18 protein-coding genes are annotated in these 18,175 nt (G+C 46.0%); 1 reads left to right on the top strand and 17 read right to left on the bottom strand.

All coding sequences use genetic code 11. From position 1 onward, the window contains the following. Positions 1–90: 90 nt before the first annotated feature. The 7 genes from MSMTP_RS12380 to MSMTP_RS12350 form a co-directional block, all read right to left on the bottom strand. Positions 91–897, bottom strand: coding sequence for an ATPase domain-containing protein (locus MSMTP_RS12380; protein ID WP_082090746.1), 807 nt, complete (start codon positions 895–897; stop codon positions 91–93). A gap of 119 nt (positions 898–1,016) precedes the next feature. Further along, positions 1,017–1,535: a hypothetical protein gene (locus MSMTP_RS12375; protein WP_048179888.1), complete on the bottom strand. Its 519-nt coding sequence runs from the start codon at positions 1,533–1,535 to the stop codon at positions 1,017–1,019. 12 nt (positions 1,536–1,547) lie between these two features. Continuing rightward, positions 1,548–2,048: a hypothetical protein gene (locus MSMTP_RS12370; RefSeq protein ID WP_048179885.1), complete on the bottom strand. Its 501-nt coding sequence runs from the start codon at positions 2,046–2,048 to the stop codon at positions 1,548–1,550. Positions 2,049–2,104: 56 nt separating this feature from the next. Next, positions 2,105–2,839: a FlaD/FlaE family flagellar protein gene (locus MSMTP_RS12365; protein ID WP_048179882.1), complete on the bottom strand. Its 735-nt coding sequence runs from the start codon at positions 2,837–2,839 to the stop codon at positions 2,105–2,107. A 101-nt stretch (positions 2,840–2,940) separates the two neighbouring features. After that, positions 2,941–3,531: an archaellin/type IV pilin N-terminal domain-containing protein gene (locus MSMTP_RS12360; protein WP_052718397.1), complete on the bottom strand. Its 591-nt coding sequence runs from the start codon at positions 3,529–3,531 to the stop codon at positions 2,941–2,943. 483 nt (positions 3,532–4,014) lie between these two features. Next, positions 4,015–4,866 carry a 2-oxoacid:ferredoxin oxidoreductase subunit beta gene (locus MSMTP_RS12355; protein WP_048179879.1) on the bottom strand — a complete coding sequence of 284 codons (852 nt, stop codon included), beginning with the start codon at positions 4,864–4,866 and terminating at the stop codon, positions 4,015–4,017. Then, positions 4,853–6,577 carry a 2-oxoacid:acceptor oxidoreductase subunit alpha gene (locus MSMTP_RS12350; RefSeq protein ID WP_082090616.1) on the bottom strand — a complete coding sequence of 575 codons (1,725 nt, stop codon included), beginning with the start codon at positions 6,575–6,577 and terminating at the stop codon, positions 4,853–4,855. The genes MSMTP_RS12355 and MSMTP_RS12350 overlap by 14 nt, the downstream gene beginning before the upstream one ends. Positions 6,578–7,032: 455 nt before the next feature. Between MSMTP_RS12350 and MSMTP_RS12345 the strand changes: the two genes are divergently transcribed. Beyond that, the gene (locus tag MSMTP_RS12345) at positions 7,033–7,236 is read left to right on the top strand and encodes a hypothetical protein (RefSeq protein WP_048179873.1); all 204 of its coding nucleotides are present in this window, start codon (positions 7,033–7,035) and stop codon (positions 7,234–7,236) included. A 685-nt stretch (positions 7,237–7,921) separates the two neighbouring features. Here MSMTP_RS12345 and hmgA read toward each other — a convergent pair. From hmgA to MSMTP_RS12295, 10 genes are all read right to left on the bottom strand, one after another. Next, positions 7,922–9,178, bottom strand: a complete 1,257-nt coding sequence (gene hmgA / locus MSMTP_RS12340) for a hydroxymethylglutaryl-CoA reductase (NADPH) (protein WP_048179868.1) — start codon at positions 9,176–9,178, stop codon at positions 7,922–7,924. Between the two features lie 515 nt (positions 9,179–9,693). Further along, positions 9,694–10,062 carry a DsrE family protein gene (locus tag MSMTP_RS12335; RefSeq protein WP_048179863.1) on the bottom strand — a complete coding sequence of 123 codons (369 nt, stop codon included), beginning with the start codon at positions 10,060–10,062 and terminating at the stop codon, positions 9,694–9,696. Positions 10,063–10,761: 699 nt separating this feature from the next. Then, on the bottom strand, positions 10,762–11,181 hold the full coding sequence (locus MSMTP_RS12330; RefSeq protein WP_048179861.1) for a hypothetical protein: 420 nt from the start codon (positions 11,179–11,181) through the stop codon (positions 10,762–10,764). Between the two features lie 119 nt (positions 11,182–11,300). Then, positions 11,301–12,770, bottom strand: coding sequence for an archaellar assembly protein FlaJ (locus MSMTP_RS12325; protein WP_082090615.1), 1,470 nt, complete (start codon positions 12,768–12,770; stop codon positions 11,301–11,303). After that, positions 12,770–14,347, bottom strand: coding sequence for a type II/IV secretion system ATPase subunit (locus MSMTP_RS18575; protein WP_231582771.1), 1,578 nt, complete (start codon positions 14,345–14,347; stop codon positions 12,770–12,772). Before MSMTP_RS18575 ends, MSMTP_RS12325 begins: the two co-directional genes overlap by 1 nt. Positions 14,348–14,530: 183 nt before the next feature. Next, complete coding sequence (locus tag MSMTP_RS12315; RefSeq protein WP_048179858.1) at positions 14,531–15,265, bottom strand: ATPase domain-containing protein; 735 nt, start codon at positions 15,263–15,265, stop codon at positions 14,531–14,533. A gap of 298 nt (positions 15,266–15,563) precedes the next feature. Continuing rightward, positions 15,564–15,992, bottom strand: coding sequence for a hypothetical protein (locus MSMTP_RS12310; protein WP_231582770.1), 429 nt, complete (start codon positions 15,990–15,992; stop codon positions 15,564–15,566). Between the two features lie 87 nt (positions 15,993–16,079). Next, a complete protein-coding gene (locus tag MSMTP_RS12305) occupies positions 16,080–16,568 on the bottom strand; it encodes a hypothetical protein (protein WP_048179854.1) in 489 nt (162 codons plus the stop codon). A gap of 11 nt (positions 16,569–16,579) precedes the next feature. After that, positions 16,580–17,425, bottom strand: coding sequence for a hypothetical protein (locus tag MSMTP_RS12300; protein WP_048179850.1), 846 nt, complete (start codon positions 17,423–17,425; stop codon positions 16,580–16,582). Between the two features lie 51 nt (positions 17,426–17,476). Then, positions 17,477–18,073, bottom strand: coding sequence for an archaellin/type IV pilin N-terminal domain-containing protein (locus MSMTP_RS12295; RefSeq protein WP_048179849.1), 597 nt, complete (start codon positions 18,071–18,073; stop codon positions 17,477–17,479). Positions 18,074–18,175 lie beyond the last annotated feature (102 nt).

The raw sequence follows: 18,175 nt of genomic DNA, 5'->3' as shown, positions 1-18,175 counted from the left end.
TTTTCTGCTGATCTTTTTTGGTCTACTAACTTTTCTTCTACTGGTCTTCCTTCTATCTTCGTATTTCCAGGGGTTAGCGGATTTCCTTTTTCAGGCCTTCACTTTCGAGACCGGGATGATTTTCAACCCGTATTCGCTTTCTACATCAAAACTCAGCATGTTGCCGATTTCCTTCCTTGCTCCCCGGAGCTTCTGGATTTCCATGGTCTTTATCCACTGGTCCCCTACATGTTCTATCCTGAGTTCCATGTAGGCGTCGCAGATTGATCTTATCCGGGAGAGAAGTGCTTCTGAGAACGAATAACCGTGGACGCTTATGAGGATGGTTTTTCCCCTATCGCAGAGCTTTACACATTCGGTAAAAAAGTTTAATATGGCATTTTCCGGGGAATTCACGACAAAAGCTGTTAGGGAATCGATAAGGACAAGCTCTTCTTCACTTCTTTTGATGCATTCGAGGAGCATCAGGAGCAGTTTTTCACTAATTTGGGGATTTTCTTCAATGTAGTTAGCGTCTATTTCGAGTATTCTGGACCTTCCTATTATGAAATAGTCGTAGACGTCAAGGGCCAGCTTTTCCATCTGCCTCAGCATATCTTTTGCTGTCTTTTCAGTCGTAAGGGCGAGCACGGTTTTTCCCTGGTCCAGAGCTCCCCACATAATCTGCTGCAGGAGGATGGATTTGCCACTATCGTTTCCTCCTTCAAGCAGGCTCAGGGAACCAACAGGTACGCCTCCTTCCATCTTCCTGTCAATCTCCAGGTGTCCAAAAGATATGACCTCAAGAGGGGCTTTTTCCTCCCCCGTAATTTCTTCTAGCATTTCTTCAAGGGAGTCCTCTGCGCCAAATAATGATCCATTCCCCTGAATTTCCTCCCCCGGAGCCCTGTCACTCATCTCTTTCCCCATCCAATTCTTTATTTTTCAGTCTTTAATGTCCTTTTTCTACACCAATCTTCATGGATTATCTTTCAGTTTTCAATCCCCTTTTATACTAATCTTAACGGGTTTCATTTCTACCTTTTAAAATATACCGAATCTCCCGCTCCATTCGGGGTTGTTACCTGTATCCAGTTTTCACTGTTGTTCCCTATGGGGTCTGAGGCATTCAGCCTGACCTGCATTTCCATTATCTCCCCTGCGTCAAAGATCCCGGGGTTTATCAGGTCGGGGGAAATGCTGTGCACCTTCCAGTGGTTCCCGGCAAGAGGGGCAGTTTCTTCTTGGTACGGAGCCCAGACGGTTTTTGTTGTGTTGGATGAGTTGCAGTACAGGACGATCACATCCATATATTCGAAATCCCCGATTTTCACGGCTCCGGTGTTATTAACGGAAAGAAGGATATCAACACCGTCTGTTGTGGCCCCTATTATCTCTATTTCTGTTTTGAGCATCTCGTTTTTGTTTTCCTGCATCTCCACGAAAGAATCCGAAAGCACGTCTGCCATGTAAAACCCTCCTCTGGAGCAGACATAGGATGCAAGAAGAATGGCTGAAACCGAGACCATTGCTGCAATGATTGACCCAAACCCCATTATGCCACCTCATTATGCCACCGTGAAATAGGTCTCTTCCGAAACTCCGTTGTACGCATTGAACTTGATGAAATATTTTTCTCCGCTTACAAACGCATAAGATTCTGAAAGTTTAATTGTGATTTTAAGCGTCTCTCCGGTGTCCCAGTTGTCATCCGCACCCTGTTCTATTGAATAGCTCCAGGTCGGCGTCGAACTTGCGCTTTCGTCATACGCTATCCGCTCAAAGTTCCCGGCCCGGCCGAAAAAAAGGTCCGATTCATCTATCAGACCTGAGGATATCTGGCTGCAACCTATGTTCTTGACCCAGACGCAGACCTCCGTTTCATCGGAGCTAACCATTTCATGAAGTATCGCCGTATCTGTCAGGATCTGGTCCCCCATTGCGTCTGCGCGGCTCATGATGGGGTCCCCTGCGGTAATGACGGAAGGGTACACGGCTGAAATAAATGCAAATGCACAGATTACGGAAGCTGTCGTTAGAATCGCAGCACTTATCGAATCCCCACTCAATAGTTTGCCCCCCGGCTTATTTCCTGGCCTGGCCTTTTCCCTGTTTTCTCTCGAATTCAGTTAAAAGCCAGTTCTGTTTTTTTGTCTTTTTTCTCCCCTTCCCAGCCGGTCTCCCCATAGATAGGCTGGATTCTTCCTCCGGATTTCCCCGGATTCAGGATTGTACTCAAATGCGAAAGCACCACTATGTTTTCCTTCATGCTTACCCTGCTTTCTTCGGCAGGTTCTTCAATGGAAAGATTTGCAATATTCTGAAGAACACCCTTTAACTCATCGGAAAGGTGTCCAGTGACGTTGTAGAGGTTCAGGAGTTCATCTAGGTTGCTGTGCCCGACAGTCCTGACCGCATAATCCACCCAGCGCATCAGTTCCACGATCATGGGGGTGTCTATCTCTTTTCGCCCGGAATCTGCGGGTTCCTGTACAGGAATTTCCTGTGTTTTTCCTTCCTGTTTCACGCTCTCCCGTGCAGTTTGGATTGCCTCCGGGTTTATTGCACCTGGATTGCCTCCGATTATCCCCTGCCGTTCCTTATCAGCCGGGGAATTTCCCGGAACCGTGGGAGGGCTTTCAAATCCCTCTTCCGGGAGCTTTTCTTCGGTATTTTCTCCCTCCACCGGTATCTCTTTTTTCGGTGCCTCAACCGTCGGTGCTCCCTGGCTCTGGATTCCGCAGAAAGGATTATCTGTCCTGTTCATCTGGTCCCTGATATCTACGAGTAACTCTCTCATTTCTCCTTTTATGATCTTGAATTCGGTTTCAAGTCCGGCTACTCTTTTATCCAGTTCCATGCTAAACACCTGAAAAAAGGTTAATATCCCTCATCCGGCCCCTCAAGTTATTGAAAGTAATAAAAAGAGAGGGGGTGGGGATCACTCCCCTATTTTCGAAATTATCTCAGGCACATCACAGTGTCAATCTGCGGCGGTGTAACTCTTGATACCGGAACGATTGCACCAACTGATGGTTTGAGCTCAAGCCTGAACTCCTGGTTTACCGCAGTGGTGTTGGTTAACAGTTCGGCTCCATCGGGCACAGTGATGTTGAGTTCTACTTTCTCGTGCAGTTCAAGTACATCGTCCTCGTCATTGTCTCCCACGAATCTCTTGGACCAGGTCGTATTTGGATTATAGAGGCTGCTGTCGGTGTAAGACACGACCATCATGCCAGCATCACTATTTTCCCCTATGTCAACTGGTGACTGCCCTGCTGTAAGCTGGATAGTTGTGAGGATATAACCAACCGTGCCATCTGTACCCCCTTCTATTGCAATAACATCTCCACAAAGTTCAACAGAGGAAGTTGTCTGTTTTACACCCTCATCAATAGTTTTCTTGGCGGTATCGGAGGTTGTGAACCCGGCTCCGAGAACTACGTAAGAGAATACGGCTGCTACCACTACAAAGGCGGTCAGCACGATTGCTGATTCGAGCCCGGTGAAGGCCCGTTCGTCTTTACGGAAGATACTAAAAATCCCTTTCATGTTTTCACTCCTCATATTTTTTTGTTTTTGACTAAAAGTATATAGAAATCACTAAAGACCCCACCTCCCTACCCTGGATTTGAGCCTTATGGCTATCGGGTGGTTAGTAGTTCTTCCAGTAAATGACCCCTATATACATACCCACAATTTTACAACAGATAGTATAACTTTACTAACATATTAACTTTGCCCAAATAATTTTATAGTTACTATATCTGCATTTATTCTAAAAAATTGAATTTAAACAAAAAAATTGTTTAATCCTGGGCTTATTTTGAGAATTGATATTTCAAATCTCAGGAACTTTGGAGGAGCAGCCTTCAGTTTTTGGGATTTTTATTCCAATCTATTATAACAGATTTCCAATATTTCTTATGTTATATCCGGGTATAATATTTTTATTTTGTAAAAGAGATGTTTAATTCAATAAATTAAACAGTATATGTATTAATACAATCTAAATAAAAAATATGGGGCGGAGTTTTAATAAAATTTTTCCAACTCACGCTTTGTTTCTTCGGGGGAAAACTTCTGCCTGACAAGAGGTTTTTCCCGGATTACCGGTACCAGTTCTTCGAGGGTTTTCCGGTTGTTTTTAAAGAAAATTCCGTTAGGAATCCTTTCTCCCCATTCCAGGGCTCTTTCGAAGGCTTTGAGGCGGTCGGAGGGGTCGTATCCCTCTTCAAGTTTGTATACCCGGTCCCTGTACCATTTGAACGTATTTACCTTGTTGAAGGTCACGCAGGGCTGGAGGATGTCCAGGAGGGCGAAACCTTTGTGGGAAATGGCGGCTTTCATTAATTCTTTCAGGTACCTGGGATCGCCTGCAAAGCCCCGGGCAACAAAGCTGCAGTCCAGGGAGATTGCCAGGGCAAGCGGGTTCATGGGTTCCGAGAGAGAGCCGAAGGGCTGGACCTTCGAACGGGTGCCCTGGTCCGAGGTGGGAGAGGCCTGGCCCTTGGTCAGCCCGTAGATCTGGTTGTCGTGCACGAGCAGGGTTACGTTCGGGTTCCTGCGGATGGCGTGGATGAAATGGTTTCCCCCTTCCCCGTAGCAGTCCCCGTCCCCGGCAACGGCGATCACGTGCAGGGCATCGTTGGCAAGTTTTGCGGCTGTAGCGACAGGGAGAGTCCTTCCGTGCAGCCCGTTGAAGGTGTGGCATTTCATATAGTGAGGCAATTTCCCACTCTGGCCTATCCCGGAGACAAGCAGGACTTCCCAGGGCTCTATGTCAAGTTCCACCAGCGCTTGCTTGAGGCTTGAAAGGATCTGGAAGTTCCCGCAGCCCGGACACCAGGCAGGGACCTGGCCTTCATAGGCTTCAAATGTAGGCATGCAAATCCTCCTTCAGGCTCTCAATGGTAAAGGGCCTCCCGTCGTAGCGCGTGATCAGGTGTGTAAACTCAAATCCGGTTTCGGCCCTGAAAAGCTTTGCAAACTGTCCGGAGGCATTGTTTTCGATACAGATTGCAAGGTCTGCATTTTCCAGAAGGTCCAGATAGTCGAACCTGTCGCTTTCCGGGAGAGGGTATATTTCGCTGAAATGCAGCATCGAAATCTTCTGCTCCTTCGAAAAGATGTCCACGACCTCTCTTATCACCCCGTAGGTAGAGCCATGTCCCACAAGCACGATTTTTGGGGATGCGTCTCCGTAAAGGTACGGAGCTTCCATTTCTTTCCGGATAAGGGGCATTTTTTCCAGGAGCCTTTTTCGGACCATTTCTATCCGGGTTTCCGAGTCTTCAATGATATGCCCTTTCTCATCGTGTTCATCACTGTCTGTTACGACCAGGTGTTTCCCGGCTTCTCCCGGGACTGCAAGGAGGGAGACGCCTGTGCCGGATAAGGCATGGCGTTTGTATTCCCCGGAACCTTCAAGGTCCGCTTCACGGAGGCGGTAATCGTTGTAGATAAGGCGTCCCGGGTCGAAGCCCTCAAAGGTCCACTGGGAATCTCCAAGGTACTGGTCGGATTGGATAAAGATGGGGACCTGGTACTTCTCCGCAAGTTCGAAGGCTTTGTTTGTCAGGTGGAAAGCCTGCTTCGGGGTTCCCGGGTCGAAGATGACCCTGGGAAATTCCCCATGTCCCGCATAAAGGACAAAGAGGAGGTCTGCCTGTTCGGTCCGGGTTGGAAGGCCCGTTGCCGGGCCCGGGCGCTGTATTTCGGCTATCACGATCGGGGTCTCGGTCATGCCTGCCAGGGAGAGGCCTTCTACCATCAGGGCAAACCCTCCTCCCGAGGTCCCTGTCATGGCTCTGGCCCCGGCAAAGGAGGCACCTATCGCCATGTTAATGGCTGCTACCTCGTCTTCTGCCTGTTCGACAATTATCCCGTGCTCCCCTGCTTTTGAGGCAAGGAAATTCATGATCCCGGTGGAAGGTGTCATCGGGTAGGCGGAATAGTACTTGCAGCCGGACATAAGGGCTCCCAGCCCTATTGCCTGGAGCCCGTTTATCAGCATGAGTTTCCTGTTCCCTGTTTCCTCAAGCCTGAACGCTTCACAGCGGGGACAGCTGGAAAGGGCGTAATCGTATCCTGCCCGGGCACAGGCAATGTTTTTCTCGATTATTTCGTCCCCTTTCTTCTTGAATGCCGTTTTCAGGATTCCTTCCAGGGCTTCCAGCCCCATCCCCAGTATCCCCAGCACGGCTCCTGTTGCCACGGTATTTACCATTACCCTGTTCTTCCCCACATCAAGGGCAATTTTTTTGAAAGGTACGTCTATGAATTCCGGCTCTTCGAATGTCTTTTTGATGCTTTCGGAATCATAAAGGATTATCCCCTCTTCTCCCAGGCTTTTCCTGTGCGTCTCGATTGTGTTCAGGTCAAGGGCTACAAGGATGTCCAGAACGTCCCTGGACGCCGTCACCCGCCTGTCTGAAAAGCGGACCTGGTAAAAATTATGTCCTCCGCGGATCCGGGACATGTAGTCCTGGTGCGTAAATACATGAAAACCGTTTCGGGAAAAGACTTTTGCAAGAGCGCCTCCAATGGTTTGCAGGCCCTGCCCTGCTTCTCCCCCTACTCGTAGCGTGTAGTCCAGAAATTTTACCCCCCGGTGTTTTCTGTTACTTTTGTTCGAATCAGAACTATGCCGCTGAATACAAATAATTAATAATAATAACTGAAATTATCCGTCTCTACAAATGCAGGCAGCACATTTTTCTTTTTATCTTTCTTCATGTGCGTTCTGCTGCTGATCTATTACAGTCTCCCCCTGAACATATATTATAATTAGTGCTTATATAATCTTGCTTCCGATACTGAAATTAATTAAATTTCCCTATGAGAAAATCGAGACATTCAAGTACTTAATAGATGAATACCCTTTATCCAAAAAAAAGGCAGAGTAAACGCAGGAATAAGATTTTTCATATTTATCAGGTCTTTTCCAGAGAAAAATCAAACTTTCTCGAGGAAACAAAAAAGGTTCTGCTGGATAATAATGGATTCCAGGGCCATGTAGAAATTCTGGACAGCGGAGGAGAATAAGTTAAGATGACATTGAGTGATTTGATAAAAGATTTCTTCATGAAAGGCAGGGGAGTAGCTCTTGGGTTTCCTCTTATCTTTCTTGGAGCTGTTCTCTTTACGGTCAACAAAGTCCTTGGTGGAATAACTGTATTAATCGGGATTATTTTACTTTCACTGAGTGATTATTTCCTTGAAAACGAGGACGATGAGCTGGATGAAGATATATAATAACCATTGTTAAACTCATTGGAATGCTGGCAATTCTGGCATTCCGAAAGTCCTAAAAATGCTTCTGATTATGAATTTTCCAAAAATAATTAAAATAAATATAGTGTTTTCCCGAAAAGGAAACAGGCTGTCAGAACGAGTCCTAGAATCAGTATTTCCATATGCAGCAGGGTGTACAATATTGCAAAGCATATAATAAGAGTAACTGCACAGGCCAGATTATCAATAGGGTTGCTCATGCATGTCTCCATATCCTATTTAGAAGCGTGTACTGTAATAAGCGTTTCTACTTTGTATAAAATTTTAATAATAACCGGAAGTATAATAAACCAGGAATAACTCTGCCCCTGGCAGACAAAACAGCAGTATTAACGTAAGTTTCCTTGAAATGCCCGGCACTTCTAAATTATGATTCAAGGACCCGGTTCTTTTTTAAAAATAAAGCCCCATCAATGCTAAAAAAGTTGGTGAGTATGGGGGTGCCTGATAATAAAGGGTTTTTCTGAAAACATCGGACTTTTCTCAAAAAACTTGAAGGAAAAAAGGAGGGGGAAGGGGAACGAAAAAAAGACCGGAAAAGAGGACGTAGGGACTGGAATAAAAAAGGGACTGGAATAAAAAAGGGACTGGAATAAAGACCGAGGGCCTGAAATAAAAAAAGGGGAAGAATAAATTAATAAATTTTTCAGAACTTCCCGCGACCGAGCTGAGCGTGTGCCCTGGCGAGGTGGCCTGCTGCCTGGGCTCCTATAAGGGAAATCTCTCCTGCGAGCACGGTGGCTGCAACGATTTCCGCAAGCTTCCTGGCATTTGCTCCCGGGGGGTCTCCTGCGCCTGCGGCTCCGAGGAGGTTCAGGCATTCCCTCTGGGTACCCAGGCCTGTTCCTCCTCCCACGGTTCCCAGGGGAAGGGCAGGAAGGGTTACTGTGCAGTGGATTTCTTCATATTTTGTAAGTTCCATGCTCGTGATTGCGGTGCTGCCTTCGACAACGTGGGCTGCGTCCTGTCCGCAGGCAAGGTAGATTGCGGCAATAATGTTTGCGGCGTGGGCATTGAAACCGATCGCTCCTGCTCTTGCCGAGCCCAGAAGGTTTTTGCTGTAGTTCACCTCGGCCATGGACTCAGGAGTGCATTTCAAGGTATTTTTTACGATTTCTGCGGGGATGGTCACCTCAGCCACAACGGTCCTTCCTCTCCCAAGGATGGTGTTTATCGACGCCGGCTTTTTATCGGTGCACATGTTGCCTGACAGGGAAATCGGTTCTGCTCCGAATTCGTCCTCGATCAGGTGGAGTACGGCGTTAGTTGCGATGGTCACCATGTTCATGCCCATGGCGTCCTTTGTGTCATAGGAGAACCTAAGGTACACATAGGTCCCGGCAACGAAAGGTTTTACACTGAGGAGTTTTCCGAAGCGTGTGGTCTTTTCGGCGACCTCTTTCATCTGTTCGAAAATTGCGGGACTTTTTACCCATTCATAAAACTTTTTAGCCCGGTCAAGGCTTTCGAGTTTGAAAACAGGAGCCCGTGTCATTTCGTCCTCGAAGATCCTGACATTTGCTCCCCCGCATTTCGTAATGGCTGAACAGCCGCGGTTTACGCTTGCCACCAGGGCTCCTTCGGTCGTGGCAAGGGGTACATAGTACTCGGAGTCTGCGTATTCCCCGTTTACTTTCAGACGCCCCGCAACCCCCAGGGGGAGCTGGATTGCCCCGATCATGTTTTCGATATTCTTCTTTGTTGTAGTCTCCACATCGAAGGAAAAGTTCTGGATATGTTCGAACTCAAGTTTTGCAAACTCCTGAATCGCAAGCCTCCTGAGCTTCACGGCAGTTTCAGGGTCCGCAACTTCTTCAATTTTGCGAAGGGCGATATCTCCGTCCAGGATTTTCTGTAAAAGAAGTTTTTCATTTTCATCAAGTTCATAGCTTTCTAGAGGCATGGAATCACCGAAATCTGGGTCCTTATCTTGTTTCAATAGGCTTATTGTTTCAATAGGCTCAGTTACCTTTTAATGCTAAACCAATCAGGCTTAATTAGCTTCCAATGCTATAATTCGTCATATTAATTTAAATTCGGCATTTTTATACTAAATATACTCCTATTAACATATAATTCATTCCTTAAAGTGGTTTAATTCATTCCTTTAAGTGGTTTTTTAAGTTTTTATTTTGCTCAGGACAAGTGAATTGCAAGAGTCACATAAAAAACTTTGCAAGTTTGCATGGTCTGCATTCGACGTAAAGCCGGGCTGTATCCGGTCAGAAACCATTTAGACATGATTTCTGATAGTTTAGGGCCAGGATCAGGGAAGAAGTTGAACTTTGATAGTGTCAGTTCATATGTAATTTACAAAAATTTAGAAAAGAATTTCCGTGAGCTTCCGTGAACCGGGGATTATTGTAAAAAAGTTGAAGTTGAGGGACAGGTAACGGGGTCAAAAATCGATCAGTAAGATCAGAAACTGATGATCAGCTGGTTTTCTTCCTGATACTGGAGAAACACTTCAGCAACATCTCTGGAACAGATAAACTCGATTCCTGGAATTAATTCTTCTTTTTTAAGCCCTATCATATCCGACGCGAGCTGGCAGCAACGGAACTCCACTCCCATCTCGATGCACTCCTGCATCATGGCGTCATATTTGGGCGACCCCCTGGTCTTGTCTTTCTTTCCAAGTAACACTCCCATGGGCCCCCAGAGAATTACCAGTACATCAAGCCCCTTACTCCGATAGTACTTAGCAAATTTGAGGGTTTCCTGCGGGCTGGTGCTTTCATACACCATATTTTTGAGCAGCAGTAATACCTTTTTGACCTTTGTCATAAAAACCCCATGGCCTGAATAATACTTTTCTGAAACAGATTACTTTGATGTATATAAAGTTTCACATTGGAATTATATAAATATGGATTTCTTCCGACTTTTATTAAATAATTCTAGCGCATTACTAATAAATAAGGACTGTTTACATGATCCGCAGCCTCAAAATATTTCCGGATGCTCTGGTCTCCGTCAGTTAAATTGAAATAATTTTTAATGTGCCAGCTGCTCTGGTCCCCTTCAGTTAAATTGAAATAATTTTGAATGTGCCAACTGCTCTGGTTCCCCTTCAGTTAAATTGAAACAACTTTGAATGTTCCAGCTAATTAACTCCAGACCACTTCAAACCCTTAGATAATGAATACCTTTTCTGCTTTAAACCTTTTGAACCGTCGGAACCCCAAACCTCCTATTAAACTCCGGCTGTTGCAAACCCTGATGCCGGCTCCTTTATTTCTTGAAATTACCGGGTACCTGTACTTTCGAGTTGCTTAGTCTCTGAACCCCGTACCTTTGAGCTTTTAAAGCCACTGGGGCCCTATTTTGGAGCTGTTGAAGTTCCTGAACACTGTAACTTTGAGTTTTTGAGCCAATTATCCCTTACCCAATGGTTATGTTTCCTAACCACCCATTCAAATCTTTGAGCCGATAATCCCCGGATATCTTAAGGAATTACCTCTAATTCCGGTTCGAGATTGACCATTAACGGGAATTGGTCAGGTAGATGCTGTACCTGTACTGGACTATAATCCTTTGCTGCTGAGCCTTTTTATTGTTAAGCAGGGCAAGGGTTTCATTCAGCTCGGTTGCCAGATCGCTGACACTTACGTCGTCCTCAAGGACTTTGAGTATGCCGTACTCTTCTTCCAGCTGTAAGGTCCTGTCATTCTTGAGTTCCTCAAGTATGTCATTTCCGAATGTATAGGCTTCCTCGGTCACAGGTTCTGCGTTTTCAGGGGCTTTGAGGGGTGCGCTTCCTCGGGGGTTTTTGGGTTCGGTTTCATCTCCCCTGTTCACAAAGACCGGCCCACTGCTTTTTATCTGATTTACGGTTTTTTTCTTTGTAAACTTCCGGATAAAGCTTTTTATTGATTCCATTAGCTTTTCGATTAATTTTATCATACTTTTACCTCATTATTCCAGTGGCTGGCAAATCCTTAGCTCTCTTTTCCTGATCCGTAATTCTGCCTCCGGGGTTTCCAGTGCAGACACCGTTTCACTGGTTCTTTCTTCAAAATTTCTTAAAAATCAAAGGAGAATATCTTTCCCACAAAAAGTGGTACGACCAGTATCATCAGGGCTGAAATAAGGCACATGACCGCTCCGTAAAAATATATCTTGTAGTTTCCTCCTCCATCCACTACTTTTACGACCAGGGAATCCGCGATTGTAAGGATTATAATTGCCCCTATGGTGAATTTATACAAAAAATCTATATTACTCCCTACACTGAACATGCTCATGCCAAGTCCCGCCGTACTGCTTGCTCCCTGGAACTCTGAAAAGTGCGAATCGTACATCTGCGTCAGGACTTCACTGAATTTTTTCATCATTTCAATAATGAATATGAGCAGACCGGTCATCACGGCATGCATTACCACGTTCAGGCCTATGAATCCCTTGCTGACCATTTTTCGTTTCATCCGGAGCAGGACGATTGCAAGGCTCGAAGAAGAGACAATTTTCCCTATTTCCAGAGGGTCTCCTCCCAGGTTGACCGCATGATTGTAAATTTTTGTGCACCTGTTGATCAGTTCGGAGCCGCTTTCCCCTATGAACTTTTCCCAGCACAGGTCCGGGTCCAGGTCAAGGGTAAGCCTGGTATAGAGCCTGTCTATGAGAGGTTCCAGGTGTCCGACGCTTTCCCGGTCAAGTTTTTTCATTGCTGTTGAGGTAGTGACACCCATGGTCCCTGAAAGGGAACCAAGGCTCTTTGCAAATGCGGGAAAGCTTTTGTCCCTCTGTTCTATCTTCAGGTCATCGATCATGCCCACGATCCCTATGGGAGCCATGAATGCTGCTGCAGTCAGGAAAATATAGGGGATCCGGACATTTTCATAAACAAGGACTCCCACTGCAAGGGCTCCCAGAGGGAGCAATATAAGGCTTAAAGCTGCTACTATGTGCTGTTCCCTGGATTTTTGCTCCAGGGAGTGGAGTTTGATCTCGGAGGGGGCCGAATCATATAGGATAAGTATACCCATGCCGCAGATGAAAACCATAATGAAGAGGACCAGGGCTGCCATAACCTCTACGTCTCCCATATCATAGATCATTGTCGAGATTAGTAGCATCGTCACGATAAGGGAAACCGAAACAAGGAGGGCGGTGTACCCGTCGGTCCATTTTTTCAGGGATTCGACGTCGTTTTCATACTGGTTGGAGTATATCTCTCCCATCGTTTCCCTTTCATTCATCAGAAAATCTTTCTCGGATTCTCCGGAAGCAAGAGCAGTTGCCATCCTACCAAATAAATCGCTCAGGTTACTATTGGATATTTTTTTCGAGATCAGCTTGCAGGCTTTTGAGTATTCATACCCCATTTTCACGGCAAGGATATGCATTTTTTTGAAATAGATGGCGATTGAATATTCTTCCCTTTCGGAGGCATATTTGAAGATTTTGTCCCTCTGGATGTCTGCTGTGGAAATCGCTGTCATATAGGTGAGGAGGAAGAAAATATCATCACTGGTCTTTTGATCTTCTTTCATTAGATCAGGCCCTCCTCCTCTATCTTGATCATCATTGCAAAAAGGTCATAAAATCCGGTCACTTTCGCCTCGTGCAGCTTCCTCAGGATCCGCTCTCTGCGCTCGATGTCCTTGTATATTTTTTTGGTCTGGTTCTCGGGGATCCCGAGTTTAGGGGCTATCCTGTTTTCGAGGAGGTACGAGTTCATGTCTGCTACAAATTCGAAACTGTCAGTGGAAGAGTCCCAGCGGAACACTTCAATAAAGGAGAATGTGTCGCTTACAGGGTCATACCCGACTATTTCGTTTACGCTGGTCACTCTCCTTATCATCCCTTTTCCAGGGAGGTGGATGGCGTTCTGGCAGATCACCAGGTTCAGGTTGTCCATGTAGGTCTTGGGGACATTGATAGGGTCTCCTGTGATCCTCTGGATCAGCTTTTCAACGGACGATGCGTGGAAGGTAGACATGACCGGGTGCCCTGTCTGCATGGCCTGGAAAGCGATGTTCCCTTCAACACCTCTGATTTCTCCGATCATGATCTCGTTCGGGCGCTGACGCAGGGCTGCCCTTAGGAGGTCAAACATCGAGACTTCAGAGTTGCTTTCTTCCCTGGAAGCCCTTGTCACCTCCCTCGTCCAGTTCTTGAGAGGGACCTGCAGTTCGGGGGTGTCTTCAATGGACACGACTTTCCCGTCGGGGGGGAGGAAGGTTGTAAGGGCATTTAGAAGAGTGGTTTTCCCTGATGCTGTTTCCCCCGCAATGAAACAGCTCATCCCCTGTTTGAGCAGGATCCAGAGATATGCGGCTATGGTGTAGTCAAGGGACCCGAATTCTATCAGGTCGAGGATGGACAGCGGAGTGCCTGCAAACTTCCGGATCGTAAAGTTGCTACCCCTTTTCGAGACGTCTTCCCCGAAAACTATATTGATCCTTGACCCGTCCGGGAGGGTGGCATCGACAATCGGGTCCCGGTAGGTAATGGGTTTTCCTATTTTTTCCGAAACTTTAACGACGAAGGAATTGAGGTCTCCCATATCCTTGAACGTGATCATTGTTTTCAGGCCGGAAAATATCTTATGTTCGACAAAGATGTGCCCGAGCCCGCTGCAGCTGATATCTTCTATATAGGGGTCCTTGAGGAGTGGTTCGAGTACTCCCAGCCCGACCTTGTCCCGGAGGATGATATACTTTATTGCCTGGTATTCCCTGGGGGTTACGTATATTTTTTCGATGTTTTTGAGCTTGAAGAGCTGGTTCAGGTATTTGAGGACCTTGTTTAAAAAATCAAACCATGTCCCTTTCTGTTCGGCCCCATCCTCTCTTATCACACAGGTCCTTTCAATAAGTTCGAGCAGATGGGTTTCCCTTTCTTCGGGGGTTTCGGCTTCAAGTTCGGTGCCGTCCACAAGGTCTACGAATATCTCTTCCAGGTCCATCAGGAGGCGTTCTATATCCTGGCCAAGCGTTGGCTCAATGGGCACGTAGTAGTCCCTTATATCCTCCCTGTCAGGGTAAATATGGATAGGGACTCCGTTATCCACGGCATATATGAGGTTAGGGTGTTCGAGCCCTTTCAGTGCCCTTGTAATTTTCATATAAAAGGTAGGGACTCCGATTTTGTCAAGAGGAAGGGTCTGGATATAGCCCAGAACATGCTGGTTTTCTTCCTCCTGAACAAACTCCTAAAGGTTGTCCGGGAGTCTGAAGAAACCGCATTGTGACGCATCTTCTATGAGTGTATTCGCGGATTCGAAGAGAGCTTCCTCCATTTTTCCACCTTATGCCCTTGCTTTTGAAATTGGAATTATCTTGAATCCGAAATTGGGTCTGATATCAAAACTGAAGATGTTTCCGGTTGCTTTCTGGGCTCCCCGGACCTTTGAGATTTCCATGCTTTTTACAAGCTGTTCTCCCATCTGTTCTATTTTAAGGTGGAGGTGAACATCGCAGATTGAACGGAGCCTTACGAGAAGCATCTCCGAAAAGGCATATCCGTGAGCTGTGATAAGGATGGTTTTTCCCCGGTCACAGAGTTTCTTACATCTCGTAAAAAAATCAAGTATTTCATTTTCTGGGAGGTCGACCACGAAAACGGTTAATGAATCGATAATTATGAGGTCTTCTCTGGAGCTTTCAATTGTTTTCAGCATAACCTGCAGGAGGTTTTCAGCGGTTTCCCTGTTTCCCTTTGCAAGGTTCTCCTGAATAGGGTAGATTTTTGCCCTTCCGACAATGTAATAATCCGTAATATCCAGGGCCAGGCTTTCCATCTGTTTTAGAAGGCTTCGGTTGGTGTTTTCGGTAGTAAACATGAGCACTTTTTTCTGGCCGTCAAGTCCACCCTTCATTAGCTGCTGCATAAGGACTGATTTTCCGCTGTCATTTGCCCCTTCTATTAAGCCCAGGGACGATACGGGGATTCCCCCTCCCATTTTGCTGTCAATTTCAGAATTCCCGGAAGATATGATGTCCGCCAGGGTGTCGTCTTTTCCGTACGTTTTACCCGCATCCATGTCTACCACCGGATTTGTCCGGATTTCCTTTTTTCTCTTGTTTTTCCTTGCTGCCCGGGATCGTCCCCGTGCAGGGGTTTTATATATATTTTTAATTTATTAATTTATCATGGAAGAAAAATTTCCGGATTGTATGAAGATTTTTACTCTCTTCCCCCTCGGCTGGTTTCTTTCTTCTCTCCATAGTCCCGAAGAGTTTTATCCGAGCTTTTATCCGAGCTTTTATCCGAACTTTTATCCGAACTTTTGTTTGAATTTTTGTTTGAACTTTTGTTTGAACTTTTGTTTGAATCCGTGCTCAACCTCTAAAATACTTTGATGAATGAATCCCGTTCGGGGTTGTTATTTGTATCCAGTTATTCAGGCTGTCTGTGAGAACAGCTTCCCCGGTATTCACCCTGATTCTTATTTCCATCTCTTCGTCAGGGTCAAAGATTCCGGGATTTATTGCGTCCCGGGTGATATCCCTCACAACCCAGCTGTTTTCTGCCGGCTCCGTGCCTTTAAGATAGGGGACCCAGATGGTTTTCATGGTCCCTGAGGCGTTGTAGTGGACGATAACGTCCATGCTCTCGAATTCCCGTATTTTCACCTTGCCGGTATTCCTTACCACTGCGTTGATGAAAACCCCGTTTGTGCTGATATTTTCTATTTCAATATCTGTCCTGAGGATTTCGTTGTTACTGTCCTGCATCTCTTTGATTGACCCTGAAAGTGTGTCGACCATGTAAATCCCTCCCTGCACACAGACATAGGATGCGGACAGAATAAGTGCTATAGCTATTGCCGACGAAATTATTGTTCCGAAACCCACTCAGGACACCGCAAAATAGTCTTCATCCGAGACGCCGTTGTAAGTAATAAATTTGATAAAATATTCGTTTCCCGAGCTTACCGAAGTCCTGACCGTGATCTTGATCGTGTCACTCTTCTGCCACTCCCCTGTACCGCCGTTTTCGATTGAATATCTCCAGCCCGGAACTCCAGTTCCAGTTTCGTCATAAGGGATCCTCATAAAATTCCCGCTTTCCCCGAAAAAGAGGTCCGAATTGTCGACGAGGTTTGGAGAGATATGATTATTCCCTACATTCTTTATCCAGATGTATACTTCCGTGCCTTCCGGGTTGCTGGCTGCATGAATGATCTTTATGTTCGTGTCAATTTGATCCTTGAGGATATTTGTGGAGCTTACTACCGGATCTCCCGCGCTGAGAATTGACGGGGTTACTGCAGCTACGAATCCAGCAGCACAGATGACGGATGCTATCGTGATAATCGCAGTACTTATCGTTTCTCCACTCATGGCGTATCATATCAGTTTAATGACAGTCCATTTTGCTTGCTTCCTTCTCCGTTCCGGGAACTTTTATCGTAGAAGCTTTGCGTATTCTGACCGGATTCCCCTGGGTTCAGGATTTCGTTTAACTGGGATATTACGGTAATGTTGTCTTTCATTGTTGCCTGGCTATCTTCAAGCACATCGGCTGTGGAGAGTTTTGCAATGTTCATTATGACATTTTTTGCATTCTCTGAAAGTTGTCCGGTAAGGGCATAGAGTTCCAGGACCTCCTCAAGCTTCTTCCTGCCTACAGTACTGAGTGTGTAATCGGTCCACCTCATCAGCCCTACAAGGGTATAGGTGTTGATTCCGTTTTCTATTGTAATCTTCGGAACCTCCTGGTGTGTTCCTTCGGGTTCTGCCTGTTTTGCCTGTTCTTCCTGAATCTCAGGCCCCTCTGCGATTTTCGGAACTTTCGGTGCTGGCTCCTGAGGCATTTCCTGAATTTCAAGCTGGCTTTCAGTTTTTTCATCTTCAGGATTTTCAAGTCTGAACTTCTTCACTTCAACTGCACTAAATTTTTCCTCGATAGGTAACGCTTTTGCTTCGGAGACTTCTTCGTTTTCCTCGTTAATCATATCTTCAATATCTTCTGCAGCCGGAATCTCTTTTATTTGGGGATTTTCAATTGCAGGAAACCTGTTTGTTTCCGGTAATTTTTCTCTCATCCCGGCCATATTTCCTATTGCCTGTCCCGGGCTTCGGAAGGGGTTTTCCATGTCATTGACCGTCTCCCGGACATCCAGGAGCAAGGCTTTGATTTCCCCTTTGATGATTTTGAATTCGGTTTCCAGGGTTGCGACTCTGTCCTCAATTTCCATGGCCGTACCTCATAAAAAAGAAAGGGTTGGGGGTTAATCCCCCTTTTACATTTACATAATTACTGTGAAGGCGTCAAGGTCGAAAGGTGTTGTCCTTGTTACCGGGAGGGTTGCACCGATCTTGGGCTTTACCTCAAGCTTGAACTCTCTGTTCACAGCATCATCTGCTGTCTGTAACTTGGCACTGTCCGGGACAGTAATGTTGAGTTCAACCTTTTCGTGCTGTTCGAGAACCTTGTCTCCATCATTGTCTCCAATGAAAGTCTTGCTCCAGGTTACATTGGATTCATAGAGCCCGGCGTCCCAGTAAGAGACAACAAGCATGTCATCTGTGCTGTTCTCTCCAATGTCAACGGGGGCCTGCCCGGCGGTGAGCTGGATGGTTACGAGAAGGTTGTCGAGGGTGTTGTCGGTGCTTCCTTCTACACCGATTACGTCTCCAGCGAGTTCGATGGAGGAGGTTGCCTGCTTGATACCTTCATCAACGGTTGCTTTTGCTGTGTCGGAGGTGGAGAAACCTGCACCGAGCACTACGTAGGAGAAGACTGCTGCCACGACGATGAAAGCGGTCAGAACGATTGCGGATTCAAGCCCTGTGAAGGCTTTTTCATCCTTTCCAAATCTGCCGAATAATTTGTTAAACTTCATTAGCATACACCTTTTTTCTCTATATAGTTTTTTATTTTTTTCATGCATGTGCGGGTTATTAGTTTTTTTATATATGTCTTCCCGCATGTATATATTAAAAAA

The organism is Methanosarcina sp. MTP4 (assembly GCF_000970045.1).
In the GTDB taxonomy this organism is placed as follows: Archaea; Halobacteriota; Methanosarcinia; order Methanosarcinales; family Methanosarcinaceae; genus MTP4.
This window is presented reverse-complemented; position numbering and strand designations above follow the sequence as displayed.

Bases quoted from the DNA above. Each gene is read 5' to 3' on its own strand.
- MSMTP_RS12380 (WP_082090746.1), bottom strand. From the start codon at position 897: ATGAGTGACAGGGCTCCGGGGGAGGAAATTCAGGGGAATGGATCATTA.
- MSMTP_RS12375 (WP_048179888.1), bottom strand. From the start codon at position 1,535: ATGGGGTTTGGGTCAATCATTGCAGCAATGGTCTCGGTTTCAGCCATT.
- MSMTP_RS12365 (WP_048179882.1), bottom strand. From the start codon at position 2,839: ATGGAACTGGATAAAAGAGTAGCCGGACTTGAAACCGAATTCAAGATC.
- MSMTP_RS12360 (WP_052718397.1), bottom strand. From the start codon at position 3,531: ATGAAAGGGATTTTTAGTATCTTCCGTAAAGACGAACGGGCCTTCACC.
- MSMTP_RS12355 (WP_048179879.1), bottom strand. From the start codon at position 4,866: ATGCCTACATTTGAAGCCTATGAAGGCCAGGTCCCTGCCTGGTGTCCG.
- MSMTP_RS12345 (WP_048179873.1), top strand. From the start codon at position 7,033: ATGACATTGAGTGATTTGATAAAAGATTTCTTCATGAAAGGCAGGGGA.
- hmgA (WP_048179868.1), bottom strand. From the start codon at position 9,178: ATGCCTCTAGAAAGCTATGAACTTGATGAAAATGAAAAACTTCTTTTA.
- MSMTP_RS12335 (WP_048179863.1), bottom strand. From the start codon at position 10,062: ATGACAAAGGTCAAAAAGGTATTACTGCTGCTCAAAAATATGGTGTAT.
- MSMTP_RS12330 (WP_048179861.1), bottom strand. From the start codon at position 11,181: ATGATAAAATTAATCGAAAAGCTAATGGAATCAATAAAAAGCTTTATC.
- MSMTP_RS12325 (WP_082090615.1), bottom strand. From the start codon at position 12,770: ATGAAAGAAGATCAAAAGACCAGTGATGATATTTTCTTCCTCCTCACC.
- MSMTP_RS18575 (WP_231582771.1), bottom strand. From the start codon at position 14,347: ATGAAAATTACAAGGGCACTGAAAGGGCTCGAACACCCTAACCTCATA.
- MSMTP_RS12315 (WP_048179858.1), bottom strand. From the start codon at position 15,265: ATGGATGCGGGTAAAACGTACGGAAAAGACGACACCCTGGCGGACATC.
- MSMTP_RS12310 (WP_231582770.1), bottom strand. From the start codon at position 15,992: ATGGTCGACACACTTTCAGGGTCAATCAAAGAGATGCAGGACAGTAAC.
- MSMTP_RS12305 (WP_048179854.1), bottom strand. From the start codon at position 16,568: ATGAGTGGAGAAACGATAAGTACTGCGATTATCACGATAGCATCCGTC.
- MSMTP_RS12300 (WP_048179850.1), bottom strand. From the start codon at position 17,425: ATGGAAATTGAGGACAGAGTCGCAACCCTGGAAACCGAATTCAAAATC.
- MSMTP_RS12295 (WP_048179849.1), bottom strand. From the start codon at position 18,073: ATGAAGTTTAACAAATTATTCGGCAGATTTGGAAAGGATGAAAAAGCC.